At 52.7% G+C, this 803-nt stretch carries 1 protein-coding gene; it reads left to right on the top strand.

Annotation, left to right across the window (positions count from 1 at the left end):
• Positions 1 to 169 precede the first annotated feature (169 nt).
• Positions 170 to 640: a hypothetical protein gene (locus HMPREF9710_RS01490; protein ID WP_040774880.1), complete on the top strand. Its 471-nt coding sequence runs from the start codon at positions 170 to 172 to the stop codon at positions 638 to 640.
• Positions 641 to 803 lie beyond the last annotated feature (163 nt).

Raw genomic sequence — 803 nt, 5'->3', positions numbered from 1 at the left:
TCAATCCACCAGTCACGGAGAAAAAAGCAGCCTGAACAAGAGAGTTAGACTCTCATCATTCCACCAGGTGTTTCAAATTCATTGACACGTTCCGGTTACACTGGAGAAACTCGGTGCACGAGCCACATTACATTACACCGCACAAGCACTCGAATGCACACGCTCCGAGGTGCTACGCGCTATCGAGCTCGCACAGCAACAGTTCTTTGTTGGTATGGACAAGAACGGTCCAGTTTATCGAGTCACATCGTGGGGCGTGCTCGACAGAGGCGGTGTCGCCGCAGCGCTTCAGCACGTACCCGAGGACGATCTCCTTTCGCAGATTTTTGGAAGAGAAAGCATCGTGTGGAACAGAGAAACGGAGGCCGATCTGGTCAATTCGCTTGCCGATGCGGTGGCAATGCGCAGACTACCGAAGTCGGGGCGGGAGGCCGACGTCTATCGATTGTCGGCACAGTTACTCAAGACAAAGCATCGGGTAGCGGCTGATTTTCTTGACTCCGCTGCACGCCAGTTTCACTACCAGGCGCATACCGCGCCGCGGCCGTTCCCTGAAGTGGTCAAGGATGGCTTGGTCAGAGATGTGCCTCGTTTGCGTAATCTTCTTGAAAAGCGCATGGACGGAGTTCGGTCATGGTGAAACCTATTGAATTTGCGACCCATACCGATCTGGCGAACGGGCTGCGATCGTTGATCATCGAACTCGAACGGAACGTGTCAATGAATTTGAAACACCTGGTGGAATGATGAGAGTCTAACTCTCTTGTTCAGGCTGCTTTTTTCTCCGTGACTGGTGGATTGAT

The sequence above is a fragment of the Massilia timonae CCUG 45783 genome, from assembly GCF_000315425.1.
In the GTDB taxonomy this organism is placed as follows: domain Bacteria; phylum Pseudomonadota; class Gammaproteobacteria; order Burkholderiales; family Burkholderiaceae_D; genus Telluria; species Telluria timonae.
Note: the sequence above shows the minus strand (reverse complement) of the source record. Positions and strands in the feature narration are given on the sequence as shown.